33 protein-coding genes are annotated in these 19,290 nt (G+C 69.6%); all 33 read right to left on the reverse strand.

Annotation, left to right across the window (positions count from 1 at the left end; translation table 11 throughout):
* Window positions 1-20: 20 nt before the first annotated feature.
* The 33 genes from rpsK to DYI95_RS11515 all read right to left on the reverse strand — a co-directional run bounded on the left by rpsK (window position 21) and on the right by DYI95_RS11515 (window position 19,073).
* The gene (gene rpsK / locus DYI95_RS11355) at window positions 21-443 is read right to left on the reverse strand and encodes a 30S ribosomal protein S11 (protein WP_006902863.1); all 423 of its coding nucleotides are present in this window, start codon (window positions 441-443) and stop codon (window positions 21-23) included.
* 19 nt (window positions 444-462) lie between these two features.
* The gene (gene rpsM, locus DYI95_RS11360) at window positions 463-843 is read right to left on the reverse strand and encodes a 30S ribosomal protein S13 (protein ID WP_006902862.1); all 381 of its coding nucleotides are present in this window, start codon (window positions 841-843) and stop codon (window positions 463-465) included.
* 16 nt (window positions 844-859) lie between these two features.
* Window positions 860-973 carry a 50S ribosomal protein L36 gene (rpmJ, locus tag DYI95_RS11365; RefSeq protein WP_006902861.1) on the reverse strand — a complete coding sequence of 38 codons (114 nt, stop codon included), beginning with the start codon at window positions 971-973 and terminating at the stop codon, window positions 860-862.
* Window positions 974-1,066: 93 nt separating this feature from the next.
* Window positions 1,067-1,291, reverse strand: a complete 225-nt coding sequence (gene infA, locus DYI95_RS11370; RefSeq protein ID WP_006902860.1) for a translation initiation factor IF-1 — start codon at window positions 1,289-1,291, stop codon at window positions 1,067-1,069.
* Between the two features lie 4 nt (window positions 1,292-1,295).
* Window positions 1,296-1,613, reverse strand: coding sequence for a KOW domain-containing RNA-binding protein (locus DYI95_RS11375; protein WP_116899706.1), 318 nt, complete (start codon window positions 1,611-1,613; stop codon window positions 1,296-1,298).
* Window positions 1,614-1,697: 84 nt separating this feature from the next.
* Entirely contained in the window at window positions 1,698-2,453 is a 756-nt protein-coding gene (gene map, locus DYI95_RS11380; protein ID WP_116899705.1) for a type I methionyl aminopeptidase, read from the reverse strand.
* The gene (locus DYI95_RS11385; RefSeq protein ID WP_116899704.1) at window positions 2,450-3,100 is read right to left on the reverse strand and encodes an adenylate kinase; all 651 of its coding nucleotides are present in this window, start codon (window positions 3,098-3,100) and stop codon (window positions 2,450-2,452) included. Before DYI95_RS11385 ends, map begins: the two co-directional genes overlap by 4 nt.
* Before the next feature lie 291 nt (window positions 3,101-3,391).
* Window positions 3,392-4,660 carry a preprotein translocase subunit SecY gene (gene secY / locus DYI95_RS11390; RefSeq protein WP_116899703.1) on the reverse strand — a complete coding sequence of 423 codons (1,269 nt, stop codon included), beginning with the start codon at window positions 4,658-4,660 and terminating at the stop codon, window positions 3,392-3,394.
* A 1-nt stretch (window position 4,661) separates the two neighbouring features.
* Window positions 4,662-5,108: a 50S ribosomal protein L15 gene (gene rplO / locus DYI95_RS11395; RefSeq protein ID WP_116899702.1), complete on the reverse strand. Its 447-nt coding sequence runs from the start codon at window positions 5,106-5,108 to the stop codon at window positions 4,662-4,664.
* A gap of 91 nt (window positions 5,109-5,199) precedes the next feature.
* A complete protein-coding gene (gene rpsE / locus DYI95_RS11400; RefSeq protein WP_006902853.1) occupies window positions 5,200-5,709 on the reverse strand; it encodes a 30S ribosomal protein S5 in 510 nt (169 codons plus the stop codon).
* Window positions 5,710-5,736: 27 nt separating this feature from the next.
* Window positions 5,737-6,111, reverse strand: coding sequence for a 50S ribosomal protein L18 (rplR, locus tag DYI95_RS11405; protein ID WP_116899880.1), 375 nt, complete (start codon window positions 6,109-6,111; stop codon window positions 5,737-5,739).
* 89 nt (window positions 6,112-6,200) lie between these two features.
* Window positions 6,201-6,749, reverse strand: coding sequence for a 50S ribosomal protein L6 (rplF, locus tag DYI95_RS11410; RefSeq protein ID WP_116899701.1), 549 nt, complete (start codon window positions 6,747-6,749; stop codon window positions 6,201-6,203).
* 39 nt (window positions 6,750-6,788) lie between these two features.
* Entirely contained in the window at window positions 6,789-7,187 is a 399-nt protein-coding gene (gene rpsH, locus DYI95_RS11415; protein WP_116899700.1) for a 30S ribosomal protein S8, read from the reverse strand.
* A gap of 33 nt (window positions 7,188-7,220) precedes the next feature.
* Entirely contained in the window at window positions 7,221-7,406 is a 186-nt protein-coding gene (locus DYI95_RS11420; RefSeq protein ID WP_116899699.1) for a type Z 30S ribosomal protein S14, read from the reverse strand.
* A 12-nt stretch (window positions 7,407-7,418) separates the two neighbouring features.
* Window positions 7,419-7,958: a 50S ribosomal protein L5 gene (rplE, locus tag DYI95_RS11425; RefSeq protein ID WP_116899879.1), complete on the reverse strand. Its 540-nt coding sequence runs from the start codon at window positions 7,956-7,958 to the stop codon at window positions 7,419-7,421.
* Between the two features lie 115 nt (window positions 7,959-8,073).
* Complete coding sequence (gene rplX, locus DYI95_RS11430) at window positions 8,074-8,400, reverse strand: 50S ribosomal protein L24 (protein WP_006902845.1); 327 nt, start codon at window positions 8,398-8,400, stop codon at window positions 8,074-8,076.
* A 48-nt stretch (window positions 8,401-8,448) separates the two neighbouring features.
* Entirely contained in the window at window positions 8,449-8,817 is a 369-nt protein-coding gene (gene rplN, locus DYI95_RS11435; RefSeq protein WP_006902844.1) for a 50S ribosomal protein L14, read from the reverse strand.
* Between the two features lie 33 nt (window positions 8,818-8,850).
* On the reverse strand, window positions 8,851-9,162 hold the full coding sequence (gene rpsQ, locus DYI95_RS11440; RefSeq protein ID WP_006902843.1) for a 30S ribosomal protein S17: 312 nt from the start codon (window positions 9,160-9,162) through the stop codon (window positions 8,851-8,853).
* Window positions 9,163-9,170: 8 nt separating this feature from the next.
* Window positions 9,171-9,392 carry a 50S ribosomal protein L29 gene (gene rpmC, locus DYI95_RS11445; protein ID WP_006902842.1) on the reverse strand — a complete coding sequence of 74 codons (222 nt, stop codon included), beginning with the start codon at window positions 9,390-9,392 and terminating at the stop codon, window positions 9,171-9,173.
* The gene (gene rplP, locus DYI95_RS11450) at window positions 9,382-9,813 is read right to left on the reverse strand and encodes a 50S ribosomal protein L16 (protein ID WP_006902841.1); all 432 of its coding nucleotides are present in this window, start codon (window positions 9,811-9,813) and stop codon (window positions 9,382-9,384) included. The genes rpmC and rplP overlap by 11 nt, the downstream gene beginning before the upstream one ends.
* 3 nt (window positions 9,814-9,816) lie before the next feature.
* Window positions 9,817-10,497 (reverse strand): 30S ribosomal protein S3, encoded by a 681-nt coding sequence (rpsC, locus tag DYI95_RS11455; RefSeq protein ID WP_006902840.1) that lies wholly within the window; start codon window positions 10,495-10,497, stop codon window positions 9,817-9,819.
* A 1-nt stretch (window position 10,498) separates the two neighbouring features.
* The gene (gene rplV / locus DYI95_RS11460) at window positions 10,499-10,840 is read right to left on the reverse strand and encodes a 50S ribosomal protein L22 (RefSeq protein ID WP_006902838.1); all 342 of its coding nucleotides are present in this window, start codon (window positions 10,838-10,840) and stop codon (window positions 10,499-10,501) included.
* A 26-nt stretch (window positions 10,841-10,866) separates the two neighbouring features.
* Entirely contained in the window at window positions 10,867-11,151 is a 285-nt protein-coding gene (rpsS, locus tag DYI95_RS11465) for a 30S ribosomal protein S19 (RefSeq protein WP_116899698.1), read from the reverse strand.
* A gap of 130 nt (window positions 11,152-11,281) precedes the next feature.
* Window positions 11,282-12,106 carry a 50S ribosomal protein L2 gene (rplB, locus tag DYI95_RS11470; protein ID WP_116899697.1) on the reverse strand — a complete coding sequence of 275 codons (825 nt, stop codon included), beginning with the start codon at window positions 12,104-12,106 and terminating at the stop codon, window positions 11,282-11,284.
* A gap of 69 nt (window positions 12,107-12,175) precedes the next feature.
* The gene (gene rplW / locus DYI95_RS11475; RefSeq protein WP_006902835.1) at window positions 12,176-12,472 is read right to left on the reverse strand and encodes a 50S ribosomal protein L23; all 297 of its coding nucleotides are present in this window, start codon (window positions 12,470-12,472) and stop codon (window positions 12,176-12,178) included.
* Entirely contained in the window at window positions 12,469-13,107 is a 639-nt protein-coding gene (rplD, locus tag DYI95_RS11480) for a 50S ribosomal protein L4 (protein WP_116899696.1), read from the reverse strand. The genes rplW and rplD overlap by 4 nt, the downstream gene beginning before the upstream one ends.
* A gap of 32 nt (window positions 13,108-13,139) precedes the next feature.
* On the reverse strand, window positions 13,140-13,793 hold the full coding sequence (gene rplC / locus DYI95_RS11485; RefSeq protein ID WP_116899695.1) for a 50S ribosomal protein L3: 654 nt from the start codon (window positions 13,791-13,793) through the stop codon (window positions 13,140-13,142).
* A 64-nt stretch (window positions 13,794-13,857) separates the two neighbouring features.
* A complete protein-coding gene (rpsJ, locus tag DYI95_RS11490) occupies window positions 13,858-14,166 on the reverse strand; it encodes a 30S ribosomal protein S10 (protein ID WP_006902832.1) in 309 nt (102 codons plus the stop codon).
* A gap of 36 nt (window positions 14,167-14,202) precedes the next feature.
* Window positions 14,203-15,390, reverse strand: a complete 1,188-nt coding sequence (gene tuf, locus DYI95_RS11495) for an elongation factor Tu (RefSeq protein WP_164581359.1) — start codon at window positions 15,388-15,390, stop codon at window positions 14,203-14,205.
* A gap of 137 nt (window positions 15,391-15,527) precedes the next feature.
* Window positions 15,528-17,624: an elongation factor G gene (gene fusA / locus DYI95_RS11500; protein WP_116899627.1), complete on the reverse strand. Its 2,097-nt coding sequence runs from the start codon at window positions 17,622-17,624 to the stop codon at window positions 15,528-15,530.
* Window positions 17,625-17,690: 66 nt separating this feature from the next.
* Complete coding sequence (gene rpsG, locus DYI95_RS11505) at window positions 17,691-18,161, reverse strand: 30S ribosomal protein S7 (RefSeq protein ID WP_006902829.1); 471 nt, start codon at window positions 18,159-18,161, stop codon at window positions 17,691-17,693.
* A 239-nt stretch (window positions 18,162-18,400) separates the two neighbouring features.
* Window positions 18,401-18,775 carry a 30S ribosomal protein S12 gene (gene rpsL / locus DYI95_RS11510; RefSeq protein WP_006902828.1) on the reverse strand — a complete coding sequence of 125 codons (375 nt, stop codon included), beginning with the start codon at window positions 18,773-18,775 and terminating at the stop codon, window positions 18,401-18,403.
* Window positions 18,776-18,821: 46 nt separating this feature from the next.
* Window positions 18,822-19,073 carry a ribosomal L7Ae/L30e/S12e/Gadd45 family protein gene (locus DYI95_RS11515; protein WP_006902827.1) on the reverse strand — a complete coding sequence of 84 codons (252 nt, stop codon included), beginning with the start codon at window positions 19,071-19,073 and terminating at the stop codon, window positions 18,822-18,824.
* Between the last annotated feature and the right edge of the window lie 217 nt (window positions 19,074-19,290).

Below are 19,290 nucleotides of genomic sequence, written 5' to 3' on the forward strand. Positions count from 1 at the left end.
GACAGCGGGCCTGCGCCGGATCAGACGCGGCGCCGCTTCGGCGGGCGGCACCCGTTGTGGGGGATGGGGGTGACGTCCTTGATGGCGGTCACTTCCAGACCCGTGGCCTGCAGGGAGCGGATCGCCGCCTCGCGACCCGGACCAGGGCCCTTCACCCAAACCTCCACCTCGCGCATGCCGTGCTCCATGGCCTCGCGGGCCGCCTGCTCGGCGGCCAGCTGGGCCGCATAGGGCGTGCCCTTCTTCGACCCGGTGAAGCCGTTGGTCCCGCCCGACCCGAAGGCGATGGCGTTGCCCTGCAGGTCGGTGATGGTGACAATGGTGTTGTTGAAGGTCGACCGGATGTGGGCGATACCCCGCTCCACGTTCTTCCGGTCCTTGCGGCGCAGCCGGGTTGCCGCCCCCCGGCGGCCACCCCGGCGCGGTGCGCCCGGTCGTGCCATGGGCCAGCCTCCTTAACCCTTACTTCTTGCCCGGCCGCTTCTTGCCGGCCACCGTGCGGCGCGGTCCCTTGCGCGTCCGGGCGTTGGTCTTGGTGCGCTGCCCGCGCACCGGCAGGCCACGGCGGTGACGCAAGCCGCGGTAGCAGCCGATGTCCATCAGGCGCTTGATGTTGCGCTGGACCTCGCTGCGCAGCTCGCCCTCCACCTTGTAGTCCCGCTCGATGATGGCGCGCAGGCGGTTGATCTCGTCTTCCGTCAGATCCCGCACCCGGGTGTCGGGGTTCACCTGGGCCTTGGCCAGGATCTCCCGGCTGCGGGACAGGCCGATGCCATAAATATAAGGAAGCGCGTACTCGACGCGCTTGTCGCGCGGCAGGTCGACGCCTGCGATGCGGGCCATCCGAACACCTCCAGGCTTAACCCTGCACCTGCTTGTGCTTGGGGTTCTCGCAGATCACCCGCACCTTCCCCTTGCGGCGAATGATCTTGCACTTGTCGCAGATGCGCTTGACCGACGGACGGACCTTCATCGTAAAAGCCTCCTCGCAACTCCGCCCCGCAGGCGCGGGACGGAGCCGGCCCGGGCTGCGGTTCCCTTGCGTCACGGGTCGCGGCTGGCCGGATCAACTCCGGTGGCGGTAGGTGATGCGCCCCCGGGTGAGATCGTATGGAGACAATTCCAGGGTTACGCGGTCGCCGGGCAAAATACGGATGAAATGCATGCGGATCTTGCCCGAGACATGGGCCATGACTTTATGGCCATTATCCAATTCTACACGAAACATCCCGTTAGGCAAGGGCTCCACCACGGTCCCCTGGACCTCCACCACGTTCTCCTTGCGTGCCACGGCCTCACCCCCCTTGCGCCTCCGGCTTCTCGTCCGCGCTGTCCTTCTCCCCGAAGTATTGGGCCACCAGGCCGCTTAGCGCCCGGCGGAGCTCGGAATTGCTGGGCCGCTGGCCGGCCTCCAGACGCTGGCGGATCTCTTCCGCCCAGGCGCGATGGAAGACCAGGTGGCGCACGTTCTTCCGCTTCGGCCGGTCCGCCGGGCGCAGGTCGCCGTCGGCCACCAGGACGAACCGGTCATCCAGGACGCCCACCACCAGGTACGGGCGCCCCTGGTCGCGCCCGGCGCGGGATGTGACCAGTTGCCCGATGGACTGGTGCACGGAGCCACCTCCGGCCACAATTTATAGTATGGCCAGGCCGTTGCCTCAAGATTCCGGTCCTGGCCGCCATTGTCGGTATGCGGTTCAGAAGGCACCGCCCGTCAGGACCTCCGGCTCGCCGCCGGTGATCAGCACCGTATGCTCGAAATGGGCGGACAGGCTGCCGTCGGCGGTGCGCACCGTCCAGCCGTCGGGGTCCGTCCGGACCGCGTGGCCACCGGCGTTGACCATGGGCTCGATGGCGATCACCAGGCCGGGCCGCAGGCGCAGGCCGGTGCCGGGCCGCCCGTAATTGGGCACCTGGGGATCTTCGTGCATGGCCCGCCCGATGCCGTGGCCGGCATAGTCCCGGACCACGGAGAAGCCCGCGGCCTCCACGTACTCCTGCACGGCATACCCGATGTCGCCCAGCCGGTTGCCGGCGCGGGCGGCGGCGATCCCCCGGGCCAGGGATTCCCGGGTGACCTCCAGCAGCCGCCGGGCTTCGGGGGAAACCTCTCCCACCGCGAAGGTGGCGGCCGAGTCGCCGTAGTAGCCGTGGTAGCGCGCGCCCACGTCGATGGAGACCAGGTCCCCTTCCCGGATCACCCGGTGGGGGCTGGGGATGCCGTGGACCACCTCATCGTTGATGGACGTGCAGATGCTGGCCGGAAAGCCCTGATAGCCCTTGAAGGCCGGCTCCGCCCCCGCCTCCCGGATCAGGCGCTCGGCCAGCCGGTCCAGCTCTGCCGTGGTGATCCCCGGGCGTAGGGCAGCCGCCAGTTCCCTCAGGACGGCGGCCACGACCCGCCCCGCCTCCCGCATGTACCGGATCTCCCGCTCCGACTTGAGCTCGATCATGCGCCAACCCCCGTGATCCGGGCGATCTCCGCTTCCACCGCGTCGATGGGCTGGCCCGCGTCCAAGGTGTGCAGAAGGCCGGCCTCCCGGTAGTAGCGGACCAGGGGTTCCGTCTGCTGGCGGTATACCGCCAGCCGCTGCCGCACCGTCTCCTCCCGGTCGTCGGAGCGCTGCACCAGCTCCGCACCGCAGCGATCGCAGCGCCCCTCCACCTGCGGCGGCTCGAAGCGGACGTGATAGGTCGCTCCACAGGCGGGGCAGACGCGCCGGCCGCTGAGGCGCTCCACCACCACCGCATCGGGCACGTCGAAGTACAGGACCCCGTCCAGGCGGACACCCAGCCCTGCCAGCACCTCGTTGAGGCCTTCCGCCTGGGGCACGGTGCGCGGGAACCCGTCCAGCAGGAACCCGTTGCGGCAGTCGGGCTGCGCCAGCCGCTCCCGGACCAGGCCCAGGGTCACCTCATCGGGCACCAGCTGGCCCGCCTCCATGTAGCGCTTGGCTTCCAGCCCCAGCGGCGTCCCTTCCCGCACCGCAGCGCGGAACATGTCCCCCGTGGCGATCTGGGGCACGCCGGCCCGCTGGGCCAGGCGCGCCGCCTGGGTTCCCTTCCCCGCGCCAGGCGGGCCCAGAAAGATCCAGCGCACGTTACCCCTCCCCACCAGGGCCCCTACCAGGCCCCGCCGGCGACCCGCCGGGTTCCCGCCGCCGGGCGCCGGGCGTCCTGCTTCAGCCGATCCCGGCCGGCTTCCAACCGGCCTTTCCTGCCCCAACCACCGCTCCACCGGACTCGTCACCCGCCGGGGGGACGGCGCCGCCCCCGGCCCCCGCCGGCGGGGTACCGCCGGCTACGGCCCCGCCGGCCCGCGCCACCCCGGCAGCGGCCACCGCGTCCGGCAAGGGCCGAGGCCCGGGCCGGTTCCACCGGCCGGCGGGCCTCAGCGCTTCATGAAGCCCTGGTACTGGCGCATCAGCAGGTGGGCTTCGATCTGCTTCATGGTCTCCAGAGCGACGCCCACCACGATGAGCAGGGCCGTTCCGCCAAAGTATATGGATGCGATGTTGGTCACGCCCCGCACCAGGAGGGGCAGGACGGAGATCAGCGCCAGGAACAGCGCGCCGAAGACGGTGATGCGGGTGACCACCCGGGCCAGGTACTCCGCCGTCGGCCGGCCCGGCCGCAGGCCGGGGATGTAACCGCCGTACTTGCGCAGGTTGTCGGCAATGTCCTGGGGGTTGAACGTGATGGCCGTGTAGAAGAACGTGAAGCCCACGATCAACCAGAAGTACACCGCGGTGTTGAGCGGCGTCCCCCAGTCGAACCACCGCGCCAGGAACTGGGCCCAGCCCGCCCGCGGGAAGAACCCGGCCACCGTCAGGGGCAGGCCGACCAGCGAGGCGGCGAAGATCACAGGGATCACCCCGGCCTGGTTCACCCGGATGGGGATGTGGGTGCTCTGGCCGCCGTAGATGCGCCGGCCCACCACCCGCTTGGCGTACTGCACGGGGATCCGCCGCTGGCCCTCGGTCACCCAGACCACGGCCACGATGACCACCAGCCCCAGGATCACCAGCAGGAGGATCTGGAACAGGTTGACGGACCCGGCCCGCCACATCTCGGCCAGGGTGACCAGCCCGTGGGGCAGGCGGGAGACGATGCCGGCAAAGATCAGCAGGCTGATCCCGTTGCCGATGCCCTTGTCGGTGATCTGCTCGCCGACCCACATCAAAAGGACGGTGCCGGCCGTCAGGGTGATGGCCACCACCGCCATGCCGGGCAGGCCCGGCCATTCCAGGGCCCCGGCCCGGTTGAGGTAGAAGGCGATGCCGCCGGCCTGCAGCAAGGCCATGACCACGGTGCCGTACCGGGTGAGCTGGGTGAGCTTGCGGCGACCCTCCTCGCCCTCCTTGGCCAGTTCCTCCAGCCGGGGGATCACCACCGTCAGCAGCTGGACGATGATGGACGAGTTGATGTAGGGCGTGATGCTCATGGCGAACACCGAGACGGTGGCCAGGGCGCCGCCCGCGAACAGGTCCAGCAGCTGGAAGATCGAGCCCGTGGCGAAGAGCGGCGCCACCCGCTCGGCAATCACGCCAGGGGTGGGCACGTGGACCCCCAGCCGGAAGACCAGCAGCATGGCCAGGGTGAACAGGATGCGCCCGCGCAGGTCCTCGATCTTGACGGCCCGGCCCAGGTTGGCCAGCATTTCAGATCACCTCGGCCCGGCCGCCCGCCTGCTCGATCTTGGCGCGAGCCGACGCGCTGAACTTGTGGACCCGCACCGTGAGGGCCACCTTGAGCTCGCCGTCACCCAGGATCTTGATGCCGTCCCGGGCATCCTTGACGATGCCCCGCTCCTGCAACAGCTCCGGGGTGACCTCGGTGCCCGGCTCGAACCGGTTCAGCGTCTCCACGTTCACCACGGCGTATTCCTTCTTGAAGGGCGCGTTGGTGAAGCCCCGCTTGGGGATGCGCCGCTGCAGGGGCATCTGGCCGCCTTCGAAGCCTGGCCCCTTGGCGCCGCCCGACCGGGCCTTCTGGCCCTTGGTACCGCGGCCCGCCGTCTTCCCATGGCCCGAACCGATCCCGCGGCCCACCCGCTTGGGGCGGTGCCGGGCGCCGGGTGCGGGCCTCAGCTCATGCAATCCCGCCATGCTTCCAACCCCCGTCGTCCGGACTCAAAGCCGGCCCGCGCCGGCCGGACGAACCGGCGCGGATCGCGGGTGAACCCCGGCTGCGCAAGCCTCAGCCGATCAGCTGCTCGACGGGCTTGCCCCGCAGCCGGGCCACTTCCTCGGCGCTGCGCAGGGACTTGAGACCTTCCATGGTGGCGTACACCACGTTGGCCGGGTTGCTGGAGCCCAGGGACTTGGTCAGCACATCGCGAATCCCCGCCAGCTCCAGCACCGCCCGCACGGCGCCGCCGGCGATGACCCCCGTGCCCGGGGCCGCCGGCTTCATCAGCACGCGCCCCGCGCCAAACTCGCCCACCACGGGATGCGGGATGGTGGTGCCGACCCGGGGCACTTCGATCATGCTCTTCTTCGCCTTCTGCACCGCCTTGCGGATGGCGTCGGGAATCTCGGCCGCCTTGCCCATGCCGACGCCCACCCGGCCGTTGCCGTCGCCGACCACCACCAGGGCGCTGAAGTTGAAGCGCCGGCCACCCTTGACCACCTTGGCCACGCGGTTGATGGCGACCAGCCGCTCCTGCAGCTCGTCCCCGTCCTGCTGCCGCCTGCGATGACGCGCCACGCCGTCCCCTCCTTTCCCTGCGGAGCCTTAGAAGTCCAGACCCGCTTCCCGGGCCGCCTCCGCCAGGGCCTTGACCCGGCCGTGATACTTGTAGCCGCCGCGATCGAAGACCACCTTGGTGATACCCCGGGCCAGGGCCCGCTGGGCGATGGCCCTCCCGACCACCTTGGCCGCCTCCACGTTGCCGCCGTAGCCTCCCACCGCTTCGCGGAGCTCCGGTTCCACCGTCGAAGCGGCGACCAGGGTGACGCCCGCTTCGTCGTCGATCACCTGGGCGTAGATGTGCTTCAGGCTCCGGAAGACGTTGAGGCGCGGGCGCTCGGCCGTTCCGAGGACCTTCTTGCGAACCCGCCGGTGCCGGCGGTCGCGGGCTTCCTCGCGCGTCTTGGGCTTCCGCGCCATTTCGGACACCCCGTTCCTTCAATTGCTGAGCCTCGTCGGCGTGAGCCTGCTGAACCTCGTCTGCATGGGCCCTTGGTGCCTGGGCAGCCTTACTTGCCGGTCTTCGCCGGCCGCAGGGCCACCCGCTCGTCGGTGTACCGGATGCCCCGGGGCCCGTCGGCGTACCGGAACCGGCTGAGAGGCCGCTTGGCCCGGATGGTGGCCGCCACGTTGCCCACCAGTTCCTTGTCGATGCCCCGGACCACCACGGTGTTGGCCGCCGGGACGTCGATCTCGATGCCCTCCGGCGGCGTGTACTCCACCGGGTGCGAGTAGCCCAGGCTCATGACCAGCTTCCGCCCCTGCTTGGTGGCGCGGTAGCCGGTCCCCTCCAGGGTGAGGGAACGCTCGTAACCCTGGGTCACGCCGGTCACCATGTTGGCCAGCAGGGTGCGGAAAAGGCCGTGCAGTGCCCGGCGCTCCCGCTCGTCGTCCTGGCGGCGCACCTCCACCGTGCCGTCTTCGATCACCACGTCCAGGCCGGCGGGGATGGTGCGCTCCAGTTCACCCTTGGGGCCCTTGACCCGCACCACGTTCCCCTGGACGGTCACCTGGACCCCCTGGGGAATGGGGATGGGCTTCTTGCCAACCCGCGACACGCAATCCACCTCCCGCTGCCAGATTCCCGCGCCGGGCCCTTACCAGATGTAGCACAGCACCTCGCCGCCGACGCCCTCCGCCCGGGCTTGCTTGTCGGTCATGATGCCCCGGGAGGTGGAGAGCACCGCGATGCCGAGCCCGCCCAGCACCCGCGGGATCTGGTCCTTGCGGGCATAGATCCGCCGCCCGGGCCGGGAGATGCGCTTGAGCCCCTGGATGACCCGCTTCTTGCCCGGACCGTACTTGAGGAAGATGCGGATCACCCCCTGCTTGCCGTCATCGATCCGCTGGTAGTCGTGGATGAACCCTTCCTGCTTCAAGATGTCCGCGATGGCTCGCTTGATCTTGGACCCCGGCACGTCGACCCGCTCATGCCCCACGGTGTACGCGTTGCGGATCCGCGCCAGCATATCCGCGATGGGGTCGGTCATGGTCATGGGCAGAACCCCCTTTCCCGCTACGCCGGGAGCTCACCAGCTGGCCTTCTTCACGCCCGGGATCTCGCCGCGGTGGGCCAGCTGCCGGAAGCAGTGCCGGCACAGGCCGAAGCGCCGCATGTAGCCGCGGGGCCGGCCGCAGATCCGGCAGCGGTTGCGCCGGCGCACGGCGAACTTGGGCTCGCGGCTGGCCTTGACGATCAGCGCCTTGCGCGCCATGAAGCCACCTCCTCACTGGCGGAATGGCAGGCCCAGCAGGCGCAGCAGCTCCCGCGCCTCCTCGTCGGTCTTGGCCGTGGTCACGATGGTCACGTCCATGCCCCGGACCTTTTCGATGTCGTCGTAGTCGATCTCGGGGAAGATCAGCTGCTCCCGCAGCCCCAGGGAGTAGTTCCCACGCCCGTCAAAGCTGTCGGGCGAGAGGCCGCGAAAGTCGCGCACCCGGGGCAGCGCCAAGAAGATCAGCCGGGTCAGGAAGTCCCACATCCGCTGCTTGCGCAGGGTCACCTTGCAGCCGATGGGCATCCCCGCCCGCACCTTGAAGGCGGAGATCGACTTCTTGGCCCGGGTCACCATGGGCCGCTGCCCCGTGATCAGGGCCAGCTCCTTCACTGCCGAGTCCAAGAGCTTCGGGTTCTGGATGGCGTCCCCCACGCCCATGTTGATGACGACCTTCTCGATGCGGGGGACCTCCATGATGCTCCTGTACCCGAAGCGCTGCATCAGCGCCGGGACGACTTCCTTCTCGTACTTCTCCTTCAGGTTGGTCACCACGGTGGCCATGGTCGTACCCTCCCGTGCCGGCGCCGCGCCGGTCCCTGCCGGCCGTTCGCGCCGGTCTCGCTGCTGCCCTTGCGGACGAAGCCGGCCGGGCCGGGGCAGGGCCTCAGCGGTCGATGACCTCGCCGCATTTCTTGCAGGCCCGGACCCGGCGGCCGTCGTCCAGCTGCTTCTTGGCCACGCGGGTGGGCTGGCCGCACCGGGGGCAGACCAGCATCACGTTGGAGCGGTGAATGGGCGCCTCGCGCTCGATGATGCCGCTCTGCACCACCCCGGGCCGCGGCCGCTGGTGGCGCTTGACGATGTTGACGCCCTCCACCACCACCCGCTCCTCGGCGGGCAGGGCCCGCAGCACCTTGCCCTTCTTGCCGGCGTCCTTGCCGGCGATGACCAGGACCGTATCGCCCTTGCGAATGGTCATCTTGCGCGCCATGGGGGACCCCCTTTCCGCGCGGCTCCCCTCCCGGGCACGCCCGCCGGATCACAACACCTCGGGCGCCAGGGAGATGATGCGCATGAACTGCTTATCCCGCAGCTCCCGGGCCACGGGGCCGAAGATGCGGGTTCCCCGCGGCTCGTGGGCGTCCCGCAGGATCACCGCCGCATTGTCGTCAAAGCGGATGTGGGTGCCGTCCTCCCGGCGCAGGCCGTGGCGGGTGCGCACCACCACCGCCCGCACCACGTCACCCTTCTTGACCACGCCCCCGGGCGTCGCGGCCTTGACCGATGCCACCACCACGTCGCCGATGTTGCCGTACCGCCGCGCGGAACCGCCCAGGACGCGAATCACCATCAGCTCTTTGGCGCCGGTGTTGTCGGCGACGACCAGGCGCGACTGCGGCTGGATCATCCGTCACCCCTCCTTGCCGGCGCGGCCAGCGGCTCAGGCTGGAGGCTGCTCTTCTTCCGGCAGGTCCTCCGCGGCCAGGGCCGCCAGCTGCGGCCGATCCAGGATCTCCACCACCCGCCACCGCTTGTGGCGGCTCAGGGGGCGGGTCTCCATGATCCGCACCTTGTCGCCCACCCGGCATTCGTTGTTCTCGTCGTGGGCCATGAACTTCTTGGTGCGGCGAATGCGCTTCCCGTAGAGCGGGTGGGGCACCAGCGACTCTACCGCCACCACCACGGTCTTGTCCATCTTGTCGCTGACCACCACGCCGACCCGCGTCTTGCGCTTGCCCCGTTCCTGGGCCATCGACCGGATTACCTCCCTTCGCTACCGGTGCCCCGCAGGGCAGCCAGCTCCCGCTGCCGCTGGATGGTCTGAACCCGGGCGATGTCCCGCCGCACCTGGCGCAGGCGCATGGGGTTGTCGAGCTGGCCGGTGGCGGCCTGGAACCGCAGGTTGAACAGCTCTTCCTTGAGGTCGCGGAGCTTCTTGTTCAGCTCCTCGTCGGACAGTTCCCGCAGCTCCTTAGCCTTCATGGGCCTCACCACCCACCGCGCGGGCGACGAACTTGGTCTTGATGGGCAGCTTGTGGGACGCCAGCCGCATGGCCTCCCGGGCCGTCTCTTCCGGCACGCCGGCGATCTCGAACAGGACGCGGCCGGGCTTCACCACCGCCACCCAGTACTCCGGGCTGCCCTTGCCGCTACCCATGCGGGTTTCGGCGGGCTTCTTGGTCACGGGCTTGTCGGGAAAGATCTTGATCCACACCTTGCCACCGCGGCGGATGTAACGGGTCATGGCCACGCGGGCCGCCTCGATCTGCCGGTCGGTGATCCAGCCCCGCTCCAGGGCCTGCAAACCGTACTCGCCGAAGGTCACGGTGTTGCCCCGCTGGGCCACACCCCGCATCCGGCCGCGGTGCTGCTTGCGCCACTTGACGCGCTTGGGCATCAACATGGCTTATCGGCCTCCCTGGGCGCCCTGCTCGGCGGCCTCTGCCGGCCGCTTGGCCTCGGGCAGGACCTCCCCGCGGTTGATCCATACCTTCACGCCGATCTGTCCGTAGGTGGTGAACGCCTCGGCCTGGCCGTAGTCGATGTCGGCCCGCAGGGTGTGCAGGGGCACCGACCCCTCCGCCGTCCACTCGCTGCGGGAGATCTCGGCGCCGCCCAGGCGGCCGGATACCCGGATCTTGCAGCCCTTGGCGCCCGCCCGCATGGTCCGCTGCAACGCCTGCTTCATGGCCCGCCGCCAGGCCACGCGCCGCTGGATCTGGGCGGCGATGCTCTCGGCCACCAGCTGGGCGTCCAGCTCGGGCTCCTTGACCTCGACCACGTTGATGGCCACCTGGCGGCCGGTCATCCGCTCCAGTTCCTGCCGGAGGCTCTCGACGCCGGTGCCGCCCTTGCCGATGACCATACCCGGCTTGCCGGCGTGGATGGTCAGGCGGATGCGGTTGGCAGCGCGCTCGATCTCCACCCGGGAGATGCCGGCGTCATACAGGCGCTTCTTGATGTACCGGCGGATGCGCTGGTCCTCCAGGAGCAGGTCGACGAACTCCTGCCGCCGGGCATACCAGCGGGAATCCCAGTCGCGAATGATACCCAGGCGAAACCCCTTCGGGTGCGTCTTCTGGCCCACCTTAACCCTCCTTTCTCTCCGCCACGATCACCGTCACGTGGCTGGTGGGCTTCAGGATGGGGAAAGCCCGCCCCCGCGCCCGCGGCCGCCAGCGCTTGAGCCGCGGCCCCTCGTCCACGTACGCCTTGACAATGTAAAGCCGGTCCTCGTCCAGGTCGTGGTTGTTGGTGGCGTTGGCCACTGCCGAGCGAACCACCTTTTCCACGATCCGCGCCGCCCGCTTGGGCGTGAAGCGCAGCAGGGTCAGAGCCTCGCCCACGGGCTTGCCGCGGACGAGGTCCACCACCTGGCGCGCCTTGCGCGGCGACAGCCGGACGAATCGAGCCACCGCCCGGGCCTCCATGGTGTTCCCTCCTTGGCGGCCCGCCCTCACCGCACCCGGGCCTGCCGCTCCGTCTTGTCGGCGTGGCCGCGGAAGGTGCGGGTGGGCGCGAACTCACCCAGCTTGTGACCGATCATGTCTTCGGTGATGTAGACAGGGACGTGCTTCCGCCCGTCATGCACGGCGATGGTGTGCCCCACCATCTCCGGCACGATGGTGCTGTCCCGCGACCAGGTCCGGATGACCCGGCGCTGGTTCTTCTCGTTCAGGGCCTGGACCTTCTTCAGCAGCTTCGGGTCGACGTACGGCCCCTTCTTCAGCGATCGCCCCATCCAGCCTGCACCTCCTTTACCCGGGCTGACGGCTTCCACCCCGGGCGGCGGGCCCGCCCCCGTTGCGGGGCGACCCGCCCTGCCGCCGGCCGCCGGGCCGCGGCCGGGCACCCGCACCTGACGAACCGGCCTACTTGCGGCGCCGGACGATCAGGCGATCCGAGGGCTTCTTCTTGCGCGTCTTCTTGCCCAGGGCCGGCTTGCCCCACGGCGTCACCGGATGGCGGCCGATGGGCGCCTTGCCTTCGCCACCGCCGTGGGGGTGGTCCACCGGGTTCATCACCGAACCGCGGACCGCGGGCCGGCGGCCCAGCCAACGGCTCCGGCCCGCCTTGCCGATGGTCACGTTCTCGTGGTCCAGGTTGCCAACCTGGCCGATGGTCGCCTTGCACTCCAGCCGGACCAACCGCACCTCGCCCGAGGGCAGGCGCAGGTGGGCATAGTCGCCCTCCTTGGCCGCCAGCTGGACCTCCGCACCGGCGGCCCGGGCCAGCTGCCCGCCCTTGCCCGGCTTGAGCTCCACGTTGTGGATCGTGGTGCCCACGGGGATGTTGCGCAGGGGCAGGGCGTTGCCCGGCCGGATGTCGGCGTCGGGACCGGACATCACGGTGTCGCCCACCTTGAGGCCGACGGGCGCCAGGATGTAGCGCTTCTCGCCGTCGGCGTAATGCAGCAGGGCGATGAAGGCCGTCCGGTTGGGATCGTACTCGATGGACGCCACCCTGGCCGGCACGCCGTCCTTGTCCCGCTTGAAGTCGATGATGCGGTACAGCCGCTTGTGCCCGCCGCCCCGGTGGCGCACGGTGATGCGCCCCTGGGCGTTGCGGCCCGCCTTCTTCTTCAGCGGCGCCACCAGCGACTTCTCCGGTTCGTCCCGGGTGACGATCTGCTTGTAGTCCAGCACCGTCATCTGGCGCCGGCCAGGGGACGTGGGCTTGTACTTGCGAACCGCCATGGTCAGAGCCCCCTTCGGGCGCCCGGCAGCGCCCGGCGCCCTCCACGCCTCACGGGTTCACCACCCGCGTCAGGACACGTCCTCGAAGAACTCCTTGATGCGGTGCCCTTCCGCCAGGGTGACGATGGCCTTCTTGGCGTCGGGCTGGTAGCCGGCGAACCGGCCGACCCGGCGCAGCTTGCCCCGCACCCGCACGGTGTTCACCTTGGCCACCCGCACCTTGAAGATCTGTTCCACGGCCCGCTTGATCTGGGTCTTGTTGGCCTTCGGGTGCACGAGAAAGGTGTACTTGTTGTCGGCCAGCTGCTGCATGCTCTTCTCCGTGATCACCGGGCGCAGGATGACATCATGGGGATCGGTGATCATGCCCCCAGCACCTCCTCCGCCCGCTCCACGGCTTCCCGGGCCAGGACCACGTGGCCGTGGCGCAGCACCTGATAGACGTTGAGCCGGTCCACCGTCTCGGTGTCGGCCCCCGGCAGGTTGCGCACCGACAGGTACAGCGTCTTGTTCGGTTCCGCCAGGACGAACAGGGGCCGCTTGCCCTCCAGGTCGAGGCGCCGGATCAGGGCCGCCATCTCGCGGGTTCGAGGCCGCTCCAGCCCCAGGCCATCGAGCCCCTCCAGCACGATCAGCTCGCCGTCGGCCACCTTGGCCGACAGGGCGGACCGCAACGCGGCCCGGCGCGCCTTCTTGGGCAGGTCCTGGGTGTAGTCCCGCGGCTGGGGGCCGAAGACGATGCCGCCCTTGCGCCAGTGGGGCGCCCGGATGCTGCCCTGCCGGGCACGGCCCGTGCCCTTCTGCCGCCAGGGCTTGCGGCCGCCTCCCGAGACCATGCCCCGGGTCTTGGTGGCCGCCGTTCCCCGGCGCTGGTTCGCCAGGTAGCGGACCACAGCCTGGTGCATCAGGGCCTCCCGCACCGGGGCGCCGAAGACCGCGTCGCTCAGCTCGATCTCCCCGACCCGCTCGCCCTGGGTGTTGTAAACCGCCACCCTCGGCATGGGGTTGTCCTCCTTTCGCCGCCCGCCGGGCCTCACGCCGGCCGCGTCTTGCGCGGGACGTTGGTCTTGCGGATGGCGACCACGCTACCCCGCGGCCCGGGTACGGCGCCCTTCACCAGCAGCAGGTTGCGTTCGGGATCCACCCGCACCACCTGCAGGCCCCGCACCGTGACCCGCCGGTTGCCGGTCCGGCCCGCCATCCGGCGCCCCTTGAACACCCGGCCGGGGAAGGTCGACGGCGCCAGGGAGCCGGGGCCGCGGTGGTACTTGGAGCCGTGGCTCATGGGTCCCCGGCCGAACCCGTGCCGGGCCACCGGGCCCAGGAAGCCCTTGCCCTTGGAGGTCCCGGTGACGTCCACGTACTCCCCGGCCTTGAACAGCTCCACCGTGAGCTGCTGGCCGACTTCGGGCATGGGCTCCCCCTCGCCCTCCAGCCGGAACTCCCGCAGCACGCGCACGGGATTCACCCCGGCCCGGGCGAAGTGGCCCGCCATCGGCTTGTTCACCTTGCGGGGCTTGATCTCGCCAAAGCCCAGCTGGACTGCCCGGTAACCGTCCCGCTCCGGAGTGCGGGTCTGCACCACCACGCAGGGCCCCGCCTGGATCACGGTGACCGGCACCGCCCGGCCCTCGTCGTCGTAGATCTGCGTCATGCCCAGCTTGCGACCCAACAGGCCGACGCCCATGGGTTGCACCTCCGTTTGCCGTCCTGCCCCTTGCCCAAACGCCTGGCCAAGCCAAGGACTCGGCTCAGAGCTTGATCTCGATGTCGACCCCGGCAGGCAGGTCGACCCGCCGCAGCGCATCGATGGTCTTGGGCGTCGGGTCGATGATGTCGATCAGGCGCTTGTGGGTGCGCATCTCGAACTGCTCGCGGTGGTCCTTCTCGCCGTTGGGTGCCGTCAGGACCGTGAACACGCTGCGTTCCGTGGGCAGCGGTACGGGCCCGGAGATCTTGGCCCCCGTGCGCCGCGCGGTCTCCACGATCTTGTCGGCCGACTGGTCGAGCACGCCGTGGTCGAACGCCCGCAGCTTGATCCGGATCTTTTGCCGGGCCATCGGTGGTCCCCCCTTGCGCTCTCGTCCCAACCGGACCTACTCCAGGATCTTGGTGACGACGCCGGCGCCCACGGTGCGGCCGCCCTCGCGGATGGCGAACCGCAGCCCTTCCTCGATGGCGATGGGGGTGATCAGTTCCACCGTCATCTCGATGTTGTCCCCGGGCATGCACATCTCCACGCCCTCGGGCAGCTTGATCTCCCCCGTCACGTCCGTCGTCCGGAAGTAGAACTGCGGCCGGTACCCGTTGAAGAACGGCGTGTGCCGCCCGCCCTCTTCCTTCTTCAGCACGTACACGTTCCCCATGAACTTCTTGTGCGGGTTGATCGTCCCCGGCTTGGCCAGCACCTGGCCCCGTTCCACCTCGTCCTTGTCGATCCCCCGCAGCAGGCACCCGATGTTGTCCCCCGCCACCGCCTCGTCCAGCACCTTCCGGAACATCTCCACGCCCGTCACGACCGTCTTCCGCGGCTTGTCGGTGAAGCCCACCAGCTCCACCTCGTCGCCCACCTTCACCCGGCCCCGCTCCACGCGGCCCGTCGCCACCGTGCCACGGCCCGTGATGGAGAACACGTCCTCCACCGGCATCAGGAACGGCTTATCCACGTCCCGCTGCGGCGTCGGAACGTACGTGTCCACCGCCTTCATCAGCTCCAAAATCGCCTGCTCCGCCTCCGCATCCCCTTCCAGCGCCTTCAGCGCCGACCCCTTGATCACCGGCACCTCATCGCCCGGAAAGTCATACTGGCTCAGAAGCTCCCGCACTTCCAGCTCCACTAGCTCCAAAAGCTCCGGATCATCCACCATGTCCACCTTGTTCAAAAACACCACGATGTACGGCACGCCCACCTGCCGCGCCAGCAAGATGTGCTCCCGTGTCTGCGGCATCGGCCCGTCCGCCGCCGACACCACCAGAATCGCGCCGTCCATCTGCGCCGCGCCCGTGATCATGTTCTTCACGTAGTCCGCGTGCCCCGGACAGTCCACGTGCGCATAGTGCCGGTTCTCCGTCTCGTACTCCACGTGCGACACCGAAATCGTGATCCCGCGTTCCTTCTCCTCCGGCGCCTTGTCAATCTGGTCGTAGGCCACAAACTGCGCCTTCCCCTGCTTCGCCAGCACCTTCGTGATCGCCGCCGTCAGCGTCGTCTTCCCGTGGTCCACGTGCCCGATGGTCCCCACGTTCACGTGCGGCTTCGTCCGCTCGAACTTGGCCTTGGCCATGGGGTGATCGCCTCCTTGCATCCTGTTCTGCTGCCGCTCGGCCGGTTCTGGCGCCCTTCGGCCGCCGGGCTACCGGGGTCAAGTTCGCCCAGCCGCCGCCGGTTGCGCCCGCCACCGCCGCCGGTCCGCGCCGGCCGCTAGCGGGCCGCCCGGGCCCGGTCGCCCCGAGCCTCGATGATCTGGTCGGCAATGTTGCGCGGCACCTGCTCGTAATGGCTGAACTGCATGGTGTAGGTGCCGCGCCCCTGGGTCTTGGACCGCAGGTCCGTGGCGTAGCCGAACATCTCCGCCAGCGGCACCAGGGCCCGGATCACCTGGAGCCCGCCGGCGTCGGGCTCCATGCCCTCGACCCGGCCGCGGCGGGCGTTGATGTCGCCGATGACGTCGCCCATGTACTGCTCGGGCACCACCACTTCGACCTTCATGATGGGCTCCAGCAGCACCGGGCCCGCCTGCTGGGCCGCGTTGCGCAGGCCCATGGAGCCCGCGATCTTGAAGGCCATCTCCGAGGAGTCCACCTCGTGGTACGAGCCGTCCACCAGGGTGACCCGCACGTCCAGCATGGGATAGCCGGCCAGGATGCCGTTCTCCAGCGCCTCCCGGACGCCGGCTTCCACCGCCGGGATGTACTCCTTGGGCACCACGCCACCGACGATCTTGTTGACGAACTCGAACCCGGAGCCGGGCTCCATGGGCTCGATCTCCAGCACCACGTGGCCGTACTGGCCGCGGCCGCCGGTCTGCCGGATGTACTTGCCCTCGGCCCGCGCCGGCCGGGTGATGGTCTCCTTGTAAGCCACCTGGGGCTTGCCCACGTTGGCCTGCACCTTGAACTCCCGCATCAGGCGGTCGACGATGATCTCCAGGTGCAGCTCGCCCATGCCGGAGATGATGGTCTGGCCCGTTTCCTCGTCGGTGTGGACCCGGAAGGTCGGGTCCTCCTCCGCCAGCTTGTTGAGCGACTCGCCCAGCTTGTCCTGATCGGCCTGGGTCTTGGGCTCGATGGCCACCGAGATCACCGGCTCGGGGAACTCCATGGACTCCAGCACGATGGGCGCGTTGGGGTCGCACAGGGTCTCGCCGGTGATGGTGTCCTTGAGGCCGACGGCGGCGGCGATGTCGCCGGTCCAGACCTCATCGACCTCTTCCCGGTGGTTGGCGTGCATCCGCACGATGCGGCCGATGCGCTCCTGCCGGCCCTTGTTGCTGTTGTACACGTAGCTGCCGGCCTTCAGGTGGCCCGAGTAGACCCGGAAGAAGGCCAGCTTGCCCACGTAGGGGTCGGTCATGATCTTGAAGACCAGCGCCGAGAAGGGCTCGTCGTCGCTGACCCTGCGCTCGATCTCCTGGCCGGTCTTGGGATCGGTGCCGCGCACCGCCGCGATGTCCAGGGGCGAGGGCAGGTAGTCGACCACCGCATCCAGCAGCAGCTGGACGCCCTTGTTCCGGTAAGCGGAGCCGCACAGCACCGGCACCAGCTGGAGGTTGACCGTGCCCTTGCGCAGGGCGGCGCGGATCTCGTCGGTGGAGATCGGCTCGCCCTCCAGGTACTTCATCATGAGTTCCTCGTCGACCTCGGCCACGGCCTCCAGCAGCTTCTCCCGGTACTCGGCGGCCTGCTCCTGCATCTCGGCCGGAATCTCCGCCGCCTCGTAGCGGGTCCCCAGGTCATCGCGGTAGAAGATGGCCTTCATCTCGACCAAGTCGACGATGCCCTGAAAACCGTCCTCGACGCCGATGGGCAGCTGGATGGCCACCGGGTTGGCGCCCAGCCGCTCCCGCATCTGGTCCAGGACGCGGTAGAAGTTGGCGCCGACCACGTCCATCTTGTTGACGAAGGCGATGCGGGGCACCCGGTACTTGTTGGCCTGGCGCCACACCGTCTCCGACTGGGGCTCCACGCCGCCGCGGGCGGCGAAGATGGCGATCACGCCGTCCAGAACGCGCAGGGAGCGCTCCACCTCGACGGTAAAGTCCACGTGGCCGGGCGTATCAATGATGTTGATCCGGTGATCCCGCCAGAAGCAGGTGGTGGCGGCGGAGGTGATGGTGATGCCGCGCTCCTGCTCCTGCACCATCCAGTCCATGGTGGCGGCGCCTTCGTGGACCTCGCCCATCCGGTGCACGCGCCCCGTGTAGTAGAGGATGCGTTCCGTGGTCGTGGTCTTGCCCGCGTCGATGTGGGCGGCGATCCCGATGTTGCGCGTGCGCTCCAGGGGATACTCCCGGGGCATGTCGTCCCTCCTTCCTCCGCCGCGCCCGGCCGCCGGCGCGGGCCGGCGGCCCGCCCGCCAGCCTGCTTACCAGCGGTAATGGGCAAAGGCGCGGTTGGCTTCCGCCATGCGATGGACCTCTTCCTTGCGGCGCACGGCGCCACCGGTATTGTTGGCGGCGTCGATCAGTTCATTGGCCAGACGCTCCACCATGGTCCGCTCGTTGCGCTGGCGGGCGTATTCCACCAGCCACCGGAGCGCCAGGGACAGGCGGCGCTCCGGCCGCACCTCCAGGGGCACCTGGTAGGTGGCACCACCCACGCGCCGGGGGCGGACCTCCAGCGCCGGCATGGTGTTGCGCACCGCCTGCTCGAAAACCTCGAGGGGATCCCGGCCGGTCTTGGCGGCGACGCGCTCGAAGGCCTGGTAGACGATGCGCTGGGCCAGGCTCTTCTTCCCGTCCCACATCACCTTGTTGATGAGCCGGGCCACCCGCTCGCTGCCGTAGACGGGATCCGGCTCCACCGGGCGCCGTGGCACCCTGCCTCGCCTGGGCATGCCCTTCCTCCCTCCATACCGTCCTGCTGGCCGGCTGCCGCCGGCCGGGCCTGGGCACCAGGGCCAGCCCGGCCCCTGACACGCCACGACGCCCGCTCCGGGCGTAAAAAATTCCTCGCCAGCTCCTGGGACGAACCCGCCCCGCGCCTGCAGGGCCACCGGCGGCGAGGATGCGCCCGGCAGCGGGCGCCCGCAGGGGCCGCCCGCCGGCCGCGAGCCCGTGATTCAGCCGACAGCCGTCAGGACTTGGGCCGCTTGGCCCCGTACTTGGACCGCCCCTGGCGGCGCTTCTCGACCCCGGCAGCATCCAGCGCGCCCCGGATGATCTGATAGCGCACGCCCGGCAGGTCCTTCACGCGACCGCCGTGGACCAGCACCACCGAATGCTCCTGGAGGTTGTGGCCCTCACCGGGGATGTAGGCCGTCACCTCGACGCCGTTGGTCAGGCGCACCCGGGCGATCTTCCGCAGGGCGGAATTGGGTTTCTTGGGCGTCGTGGTGCGCACCTGCAGGCACACGCCGCGCTTCTGGGGATTGCCCCGCAGCGCCGGCGCACCCGTCCGGCGGGTCACCCGCTCGCGCCCCTTGCGCACCAGCTGGTTGATCGTCGGCATCGAGCGTCACCTCCTTCCCGTCCCGGGCCAGGGGGCCGCCACCGCCTCATTCTTCGAGAATGGCGGCGGAGGCGGCCCCGACCTTGATCCGGCAAGCGCTTCCCAGTTCGCGCATGGTGTCGACGTATTCCACCGCGATGCCGCGCGCCTGGCAGGCCTGCACCAGGTCGCGCACCACGTGGGCTTCCGCGTCGCGGGCCACGTAAACCTGCAACGCCTCGCCCTTCAGGACCGCCTTCAGGGTCTGCTTGGTACCGACGGTGCGGCGCCGGGCCGCCCGCAGGCGATCCAGGGACATCCCTCACTGGCCCTCCTTCGTGCGACCGGCCTCCCGCCGCCCCCGATTCATCAGGCCAAAACACACTAGGTAAGTGTAGCACCGGCCCTTTTTCAGTGTCAACGCGAGCCGCCTCGCCGTCGGACCGCCTGGCGGGGCGGCGGGGTGGCGCCTCAGGGACGCACCGCCCGCCTCAGGGCGGGCCGGCCCGCTTCACGGCCGCAGTACCCGACTCAGG

The organism is Thermaerobacter sp. PB12/4term (assembly GCF_003403315.2).
Classification (GTDB): domain Bacteria; phylum Bacillota; class Sulfobacillia; order Thermaerobacterales; family Thermaerobacteraceae; genus Thermaerobacter.

Coding starts and splice junctions, on each gene's coding strand:
- rpsK (WP_006902863.1), bottom strand. CDS start 443: ATGGCACGACCGGGCGCACCGCGCCGGGGTGGCCGCCGGGGGGCGGCA.
- rpmC (WP_006902842.1), bottom strand. CDS start 9,392: ATGAAGGCTAAGGAGCTGCGGGAACTGTCCGACGAGGAGCTGAACAAG.
- rplB (WP_116899697.1), bottom strand. CDS start 12,106: ATGGCGGTTCGCAAGTACAAGCCCACGTCCCCTGGCCGGCGCCAGATG.
- rpmJ (WP_006902861.1), bottom strand. CDS start 973: ATGAAGGTCCGTCCGTCGGTCAAGCGCATCTGCGACAAGTGCAAGATC.
- rpsG (WP_006902829.1), bottom strand. CDS start 18,161: ATGCCCAGGCGAGGCAGGGTGCCACGGCGCCCGGTGGAGCCGGATCCC.
- rplR (WP_116899880.1), bottom strand. CDS start 6,111: ATGGCGCGGAAGCCCAAGACGCGCGAGGAAGCCCGCGACCGCCGGCAC.
- rplV (WP_006902838.1), bottom strand. CDS start 10,840: ATGGAGGCCCGGGCGGTGGCTCGATTCGTCCGGCTGTCGCCGCGCAAG.
- rpsJ (WP_006902832.1), bottom strand. CDS start 14,166: ATGGCCCGGCAAAAGATCCGGATCAAGCTGCGGGCGTTCGACCACGGC.
- rpsS (WP_116899698.1), bottom strand. CDS start 11,151: ATGGGGCGATCGCTGAAGAAGGGGCCGTACGTCGACCCGAAGCTGCTG.
- rpsH (WP_116899700.1), bottom strand. CDS start 7,187: ATGACCATGACCGACCCCATCGCGGATATGCTGGCGCGGATCCGCAAC.
- rplW (WP_006902835.1), bottom strand. CDS start 12,472: ATGATCACCGATCCCCATGATGTCATCCTGCGCCCGGTGATCACGGAG.
- rplP (WP_006902841.1), bottom strand. CDS start 9,813: ATGTTGATGCCCAAGCGCGTCAAGTGGCGCAAGCAGCACCGCGGCCGG.
- rplD (WP_116899696.1), bottom strand. CDS start 13,107: ATGCCGAGGGTGGCGGTTTACAACACCCAGGGCGAGCGGGTCGGGGAG.
- DYI95_RS11420 (WP_116899699.1), bottom strand. CDS start 7,406: ATGGCGCGCAAGGCGCTGATCGTCAAGGCCAGCCGCGAGCCCAAGTTC.
- rplC (WP_116899695.1), bottom strand. CDS start 13,793: ATGGGCGTCGGCCTGTTGGGTCGCAAGCTGGGCATGACGCAGATCTAC.
- fusA (WP_116899627.1), bottom strand. CDS start 17,624: ATGCCCCGGGAGTATCCCCTGGAGCGCACGCGCAACATCGGGATCGCC.
- DYI95_RS11515 (WP_006902827.1), bottom strand. CDS start 19,073: ATGTCCCTGGATCGCCTGCGGGCGGCCCGGCGCCGCACCGTCGGTACC.
- rplN (WP_006902844.1), bottom strand. CDS start 8,817: ATGATCCAGCCGCAGTCGCGCCTGGTCGTCGCCGACAACACCGGCGCC.
- map (WP_116899705.1), bottom strand. CDS start 2,453: ATGATCGAGCTCAAGTCGGAGCGGGAGATCCGGTACATGCGGGAGGCG.
- secY (WP_116899703.1), bottom strand. CDS start 4,660: ATGCTGGCCAACCTGGGCCGGGCCGTCAAGATCGAGGACCTGCGCGGG.
- rpsM (WP_006902862.1), bottom strand. CDS start 843: ATGGCCCGCATCGCAGGCGTCGACCTGCCGCGCGACAAGCGCGTCGAG.
- rplO (WP_116899702.1), bottom strand. CDS start 5,108: ATGGCGGGATTGCATGAGCTGAGGCCCGCACCCGGCGCCCGGCACCGC.
- tuf (WP_164581359.1), bottom strand. CDS start 15,390: ATGGCCAAGGCCAAGTTCGAGCGGACGAAGCCGCACGTGAACGTGGGG.
- rpsL (WP_006902828.1), bottom strand. CDS start 18,775: ATGCCGACGATCAACCAGCTGGTGCGCAAGGGGCGCGAGCGGGTGACC.
- rpsQ (WP_006902843.1), bottom strand. CDS start 9,162: ATGGCCCAGGAACGGGGCAAGCGCAAGACGCGGGTCGGCGTGGTGGTC.
- rplX (WP_006902845.1), bottom strand. CDS start 8,400: ATGGCGCGCAAGATGACCATTCGCAAGGGCGATACGGTCCTGGTCATC.